7 protein-coding genes are annotated in these 6,714 nt (G+C 71.7%); 2 read left to right on the forward strand and 5 right to left on the reverse strand.

Annotated elements, in window-relative coordinates; all coding sequences use genetic code 11:
- Positions 1 to 6: 6 nt before the first annotated feature.
- Positions 7 to 1,182, reverse strand: coding sequence for a macrolide family glycosyltransferase (locus M8I34_RS40860; RefSeq protein WP_374211060.1), 1,176 nt, complete (start codon positions 1,180 to 1,182; stop codon positions 7 to 9).
- Positions 1,183 to 1,549: 367 nt separating this feature from the next.
- Positions 1,550 to 2,326, reverse strand: coding sequence for a VOC family protein (locus M8I34_RS40865; RefSeq protein ID WP_250058129.1), 777 nt, complete (start codon positions 2,324 to 2,326; stop codon positions 1,550 to 1,552).
- Positions 2,327 to 2,621: 295 nt separating this feature from the next.
- Between M8I34_RS40865 and M8I34_RS40870 the strand changes: the two genes are divergently transcribed.
- Together M8I34_RS40870 and M8I34_RS40875 are read left to right on the forward strand one after the other, a co-directional pair.
- The gene (locus M8I34_RS40870; RefSeq protein ID WP_250058130.1) at positions 2,622 to 3,974 is read left to right on the forward strand and encodes an FAD-dependent monooxygenase; all 1,353 of its coding nucleotides are present in this window, start codon (positions 2,622 to 2,624) and stop codon (positions 3,972 to 3,974) included.
- Position 3,975: 1 nt separating this feature from the next.
- Positions 3,976 to 4,761 carry a pyridoxal 5'-phosphate synthase gene (locus tag M8I34_RS40875; RefSeq protein WP_250058131.1) on the forward strand — a complete coding sequence of 262 codons (786 nt, stop codon included), beginning with the start codon at positions 3,976 to 3,978 and terminating at the stop codon, positions 4,759 to 4,761.
- A 34-nt stretch (positions 4,762 to 4,795) separates the two neighbouring features.
- Here M8I34_RS40875 and M8I34_RS40880 read toward each other — a convergent pair whose 3' ends face one another.
- The 3 genes from M8I34_RS40880 to M8I34_RS40890 all read right to left on the reverse strand — a co-directional run bounded on the left by M8I34_RS40880 (position 4,796) and on the right by M8I34_RS40890 (position 6,563).
- A complete protein-coding gene (locus M8I34_RS40880) occupies positions 4,796 to 5,284 on the reverse strand; it encodes a GNAT family N-acetyltransferase (protein ID WP_250058132.1) in 489 nt (162 codons plus the stop codon).
- Between the two features lie 209 nt (positions 5,285 to 5,493).
- On the reverse strand, positions 5,494 to 5,937 hold the full coding sequence (locus M8I34_RS40885; RefSeq protein WP_308372804.1) for an OB-fold domain-containing protein: 444 nt from the start codon (positions 5,935 to 5,937) through the stop codon (positions 5,494 to 5,496).
- Positions 5,938 to 6,110: 173 nt separating this feature from the next.
- A complete protein-coding gene (locus tag M8I34_RS40890; protein ID WP_250058133.1) occupies positions 6,111 to 6,563 on the reverse strand; it encodes a DoxX family membrane protein in 453 nt (150 codons plus the stop codon).
- Positions 6,564 to 6,714 lie beyond the last annotated feature (151 nt).

Genomic DNA, 6,714 nt, shown 5'->3' on the forward strand with positions numbered 1-6,714 from the left:
TGGGCGTCAGCGCAACCGCTCCTCGATCAGGTCCGCGGCCCGTCGGGCGCCCCCCGCCGCGCGGGCCTCGGCCCGTAGCTCGGCCGAACGCGCGGCGACCTGCGGATCGCTGGTGAGTTCCGTCAGCGCGCTGCGCAGTGCCTCGGCCGTGGCATCCGCGGTGTCGATACGGCGGGCGACGCCCAGCTCGGCCAGCCGGTCGGCGTTGAGGAACTGCTCGGCGCCCTGCGGGACGGCGATCATCGGCACGCCCGTGTACAGCCCCTCACTGCTGCCGCCCATCCCCGCATGCGTCACAAACGCGTCCGCCTGCTCCAGCACCGCCAACTGCGGTACCCACGACCGCACTTCGATGTTCGCGGGAATCCGGTCACCCAGCTCCGCCGGATCGGTGTACTTGCCGATCTGTAGCACCACATGCCACCCCGGCAGCTCCCCGAACGCCGCCACGCACTGCCGGTAGAACTCCGGCTGCCGCGTGTACGCCGAGCCCAGCGACACCAGCAGCACCTTCTCCGCACCGGCCGGCCGCGTCCAGCCGCCCTGCTCCGCACGGCTGCCGAGGCACGGTCCGACGAAGGTCACCGCATCGGTGTCGACCCGGTCCGCATGCGGCTGCATGGCGCGCGGGATCATCGCCACCGCCCGGCCCGGCCGGCCGGCGTACGCGTCCACCTCCGTGGTGACCGCGCCACACCGGGCCAGCCACTCGGCGAACCGCGAATGGTAGGCATCCGCCCCCGGCAGCCCGGCGAACATCGCGGCAATCTCCTCCTGGGCCCCCTCCCAGCCCACAAAGGTCGGTGACAGCTGGACGAGCTCACGGCCCTGCGCCTCGGCCAGCGCGCGGGCGGAGTAGGAGGCGATGTCGTAGAGGTAGAGGTCGGCGGGGTCGTCGTCGTACGCGGTGTGCAGCTGCGGCAGCACCGCGATCGCCTCGTCGAGGAAGAGCGAGGAGGCGGCAACGGGATCCTGCGGCCAGTCGTTGTCCGCGACCGGCAGGGTGGTGGAGTAGCGGACGAACTCGGCGCCGGTGGGGGCGATCAGCTCGGCCGCATGGTCGGCGTTGGCGTACGTCACACGATGGCCACGGGCGACCAGCTCACGGATGATCTCCAGGCTGGGCAGCACATGACTGTGCATCGGCGAGCCGATCATGGCGATATGGGCGCGCGCAGGCATAGGGGCAGGGGCAAGTTCAGAGGGACGCATGGGTCCAGGACTTCCTTCGGTACAGAGCTACGGAACGGGGGCACGGAAGCCCGACGGCCCAGGCGGCACGGCGCGGCACCACGCGACGCCGGCAACGAAGCCGGTCGCGCCGCGGGCACGCCTGGGTGCGGGCAGGGGCGGCGGAGCGCCCTCGGCCGTGTCAGCCGTAGATCTGGAGGAAGTTCATGGGGGCAGCGTAGGCGGAGCCCCCGGGCGGGGCGAACGAATTATTCCGTGGTGGGCGCCCCGCCCCGACCAGGCGAGGCGGGGCGACACCGGGCCGGGGCGGGACGGGACGTTGGCAGGGCGGGCCGGGGTTACCTCTGCCGGCCCGCGCCTAACTGGCGGGCGACGGGCGGGTGATGACGCTGAAGGACGTGCCGAAGGGGTCGGTGATCGCGGCCATCCGGCCGTAGGGGGCGTCCTCCGGGGTGCCCGCGGTACCGCCCGCGGCGACGGCGCGGGCCACCAGGTCGTCGGTGTCCGCGACCTCGAACACGGTCTGCCAACGGGACGCGGGGGCCGCCGGGTCGCCGAAGACACCGCCGATCTCATGGCCGTCGGGGCGGCGCAGGAAGGTGAAGTCGAAGCCGGGGAGGTCGTCGTTGCCGTCGAGCGTGAAGTCGAAGACAGTGGCGTAGAAGCGGCGGGCGGGGCCGGGGTCCGGGCTGGCCAGGTCGTTGCGGACCAGTGCGCAGGGCTCGTTGACCAGCTCACAGCCCGCCAGCGTACGACCCTGCCAGAGGCTGAAGCGGGCGCCGGTGGGGTCCGCGACGACGGCCGTGCGGCCCAGGTCCGCCACATCCGCCGGCGGTACGAGCACCGTCCCGCCGCTGACGACGATCTGCTTGGCCGTGCGGTCGCAGTCGTCCGTGGCGAGGTGGACGTGCCACCATGACTCGCCTTCGGCATCGGCGGCGGTGACGTGCCGCAGCGCCGCCACCCGCTGTCCGCGCAGCAGACACAGGGTGAAGGGGCCGGTTGCCGCCGACCGCTCCTCGTACTCCCAGCCGAACAACGCGCGGTAGAACGCCTTCGCACGGTCGAGGTCGGGGACCCCGAGGTCGATCCACGTCGGCGTTCCGAGCGGCTGGTTGGTGCTGACCTTGCTCAACTTCTGCTCCTTCGCGGTGACGCTGCCAAGGCCGACGCTAGTGAGGATCAAGGTCAGGACGTGTCCTACATGGGACGCCTCGCCGCGACCTCACCCACAAGCGCCATGACCGAACACCGTGGACAAGCGTCGTGGACAAGCGTCATGGACCGCCCTCTTAAACAAGTGTCATAGACAAGCGTTTAAGACGCTCGTATAGTCGGCATCACCGGTCAGCGAGTGCACCACGACCGAGCGCCGTGATCACCCGGCGCAGTCCGTTCAGGAGCACCACGGCCCCGAAGGGAACCCCGCCATGCCCGACACCGCCCCCTCCCCCCGCAGCACGACGCCCCGGACCGTACTGATCTCCGGCGCGAGCATCGCCGGCCCGGCGCTCGCCTACTGGCTGCACCGCCACGGCTTCGCGGTGACCGTCGTCGAGCGCGCCCCCGCGCCGCGGACCGGCGGCTACAAGGTCGACATCCGGGGTGCCGCGATCGAGGTCGCCGAACGGATGGGCATCCTGGAGGACATCCAGCGCGCCAGTACGGACATGCGGACCGGCGCGTATGTGAACGACGACGGCAAGCGGATCGCCACCCTGCCCGCCGATATCTTCGGCGCCCGGATCGGCCGCGACGACGAGATCATGCGGGGCGATCTGGCGCGCATCCTCTACGAGCGCACCCGGGCGGACGTCGAGTACTCCTTCGGTGACTCGATCACTTCGATCACCCCCGTGACCGACGGGACCGCAGGCGTCGACGTCACCTTCGAGCATGCCGCTCCCCGCCGCTTCGACCTCGTCGTCGGCGCGGACGGTCTGCACTCCACCGTCCGGCGGCTGGCCTTCGGCCCGGAAGAGCAGTTCGTACGGCACCTCGGGGCGTATATCAGCGCCTTCTCCATGCCCAATGAACTGGACCTGGACCGCGAGGAGTTGTATCACGCGCTGCCCGGCAGGCTGATCTGCGCCTACAGCTCCGCAGGGGACCCGGCCGCCAAGGGCCTGCTCGTCTTCCGTTCACCACGGCTGCGCTACGACCACCGGGACCCGCGGCAGCAGCTGGCCCTGCTGGACGCGGCGTTCGAGGGTGTGGGGGTGGAGGCCGCACCGGCCCGAGGCTGGGGTCAGGTCCCGCGGATGCTCGAAGCGGCCCGTAAGGCGGGCGACTTCTACTTCGACGGGATGCAGCTGATCGAGATGGACCGCTGGTCGCACGGCCGGGTGGTACTGCTCGGCGATGCCGCGCACTGCCCCTCACCTGCGTCGGGACAGGGCACGGGGATGGCGCTGGTCGGCGCGTACGTCCTGGCCGGTGAGCTGGCGGCGGCCGGCCGCGCCCCGGAGGAGGCCTTCGGGCGCTACGAGACGGAGATGCGCGGCTATGTCGCGGTCAATCACGCGCTGGCGAGGAAGTTCGCCCGGGAGATGACGGCGGACACCCGGCGACAGATCCGGTTCCGGCATCTGATGATGCGGATCCTGCCCTACATGCCGTGGAAGAACCTGGTCGCGAAGAAGATCGCGGAGGACGTCCAGCGAGCTGCCCAGGCGATCACGCTCAAGGACTATCCGGTGCCGGAGGTGCCAGAGGTGCCGGAGGCGCCGAACCGGGCCGCCGGCCCCGCGCCGGACGCCGCACGCCCCACGTACGCTGCCTGACATGACTGATCATCCCGGGCACCAGGACCCGCCGGACGCCGCTTCCACCGGTGCCGCAGGTGCCACCGGTGCCACCGGTGCCGCCGGTGCCGCCGCGCACGATTCCGCCGCGCATGACGCTGACGCCACGGACGCCCGCGCGTTCCGTGAGCTGCTGCGCGGGCTGCGCGTCTGGGACGTCGAGCTGCCGTCGTTCGACCCGGCAACGGCCCCGGACGAGCCGCTGCCACTGTTCCGGCAGTGGCTGCGGGAGGCCGCCGAGGCAGGTGTGCCCGAGCCGCACACCATGACGCTGGCCACGGCGGACGCGTCCGGCGACCCCTCCGTACGGACCCTGATGCTGCACGACGCCGACGAGCAGGGCTGGCACTTCGCCTCGCACCGCGGCAGCCGCAAGGGCCGCGAGCTGGCCGTACGGCCGCGGGCTGCGCTCGGCTTCTACTGGGCGGGGGTCGGCCGCCAAGTGCGGGTCCGGGGGTCGGTGACCGCGGCGGGGCCCGAGGAGAGTGCGGCAGATCTGCACCGCCGCTCCACGGGTGCGCTGGCGGCTGGGCTGGTCGGCCGGCAGAGCGAGGTGCTCGGCTCTGCGGAGGAGCTGGCACGCGCCTCGGACGCCGCATGGGAGCGCGCCCGGCGCGAGCCGGAGGCGCCGGTGCCGAGCTGGACGCTGTACGTGCTGCGCGCCGAGGAGGTCGAGTTCTTCCAGGGCGATGCGCGGCGCCGCCACATCCGTCTCAACTACCGTTACGAGGGCGGCCGTTGGGTGCAGGAACTGCTCTGGCCGTGAGGGGCGTCCGGCGCGGGCGCCGCCCCGCCCGCCCTCACAGCTGCTGATACATGATGTGCAGCCCCACATAGCCCTTGGTGGGGTGCCGGAAGCCCTCGGGCAGTGTCGTCATGATCTGGAAGCCCAAGGACTCCCAGAGGGCGACGGCGCCGGTGTTGGTCTCCACGACGGCGTTGAACTGCATCGCGCGATAGCCCTCCGCGCGGGCCCAGGCCAGTACGTGTTCACCCAGCGCCCGCCCGACGCCGCGCCCGCCGCACTGCGGGGCGACCATGAAGCTGGCGCTGGCGATATGCGCGGCGCCGCCCATGTGGTTGGGGTTCATCTTGGCGGTACCGAGCACCGTGCCGGAGTCGTCGACGGCGACGACCGTACGGCCGGGCGCCGTCAGCATCCACATCTCGCGGGCCGTGGCCTCATCGATGTCCCGCGGATAGGTGTAGGTCTCCCCGGCCGCCACGATGGCGTGGAAGAAGGGCCAGATGGCGGGCCAGTCGCCCGCGGTCGCCTCACGAATCAACACGGCCACAGCATCCCGCGGACCTGCCGGGGCCGCCACCGGAATTCGCCGCGACCCTGCACGGCAACGCGGGGAGGCGTGAGCCCAGGAACGGCGCCGGGGGGGAGGGACGGTGACGCGAGAGCCCAGGGGCGGGAGCTCAGGGACCGGAGCCCAGGGGCGGGAGCTCAGGGGCGGGAGCCCAGGCGCGGGAACTCAGGGACGCGCCGGAGTCACGCGGGCCGGAAGACAGGGATGGCAACCCTGCCGCCCACGCCTTCGCCTTCGCCCGCCCCCGCACCCATACCGTCGCCCTCGCCGTCACCTTCGCCCTCGCGACGGAAGTGCACCGCGAGCGGCATCCCGATCCGTAGTTCCGGCTCCGGGCAGTCGGTGATCTCGGTCATCATCCGGGGGCCTTCGACGAGATCGACCACGGCCGCGACGTACGGGACCCGCTCGCCGAACGGCGGGAGGTCGTTACGGTGCACGACGGACCAGGTGTAGAGGGTGGCGCGGCCGGTGGCCGGCTCCCAGACGACGTCCTCGCTCCAGCAGTACGGGCAGAACTCACGCGGGTAGTGATGGGCCGCACCGCACCCCTCGCCCCGGCAGCGGCGGAGCAGCAGCCGCCCCTCGGCCGCCGCGTCCCAGTACGGCCTGGTGAAGGCGTCCACCTCCGGCAGATCAAAACGCCCCGCGCTCCGGGCCCCACTTCGCGGCGCACTCCGTGACGCACCCCCTGACGCACTCCGCGCCGCAGCCGGCGCAGCACCCTGCGCCGCACGTGGCACAGCACCTTGCGCCCCCGCTGTCCCTGCTGTCCCCGCTGCCCCACTCCTCCCGGCCCTCACGAGAACACCCCCACCACGGCATCGAGCGACCACGTCTGCCAGCTCATTGTGAACAGGGCGACCAGGGAGATCAGCGCCATCATGGCGTTCTGCCCCTGCTCCGCCCAGTCGTGGATCATCAGCAGCAGATAGAGAAGGTTGAGCACCAGACCGGCAACCAGCGCGACCGGGGTGAGGAACCCGAGGACGAGGCCGAGCCCGAGGGCCAGCTCGGCGTAGACCACGAGGTACGCCATCACCTTGGGCCGGGGCCGGACGACCGCATCGAAGCCGCTGCGCACCACCCGCCAGCGGTGTTTGCCGGCCACGTCCCCGGCCCACGCGATGCCCGTACCGCGCTCGAACCAGCCCTTCTTGTCCTTGTGCCGCCAGCTCTCCAGCCACCACAGGCCGAGGCCGATGCGGAGCACGGCCAGCCACTCCGCCCCACCGAGCCAGATCGTCTGCATCCCGCACACCCTCCCGCTGCCGCACCGGGTGCCCGGCATCGGCGCGTCCCACCGCACACACCGCGCACACCGGCACACACCTTCCCACCGATTCTGACGGTACGTCAGTTCAGCCGAAGCAGAACCTCCGCGCAAGGGGCCCTGCACGATC

The organism is Streptomyces sp. MCA2 (assembly GCF_023544705.1).
Taxonomy (GTDB): Bacteria; Actinomycetota; Actinomycetes; order Streptomycetales; family Streptomycetaceae; genus Streptomyces; species Streptomyces decoyicus.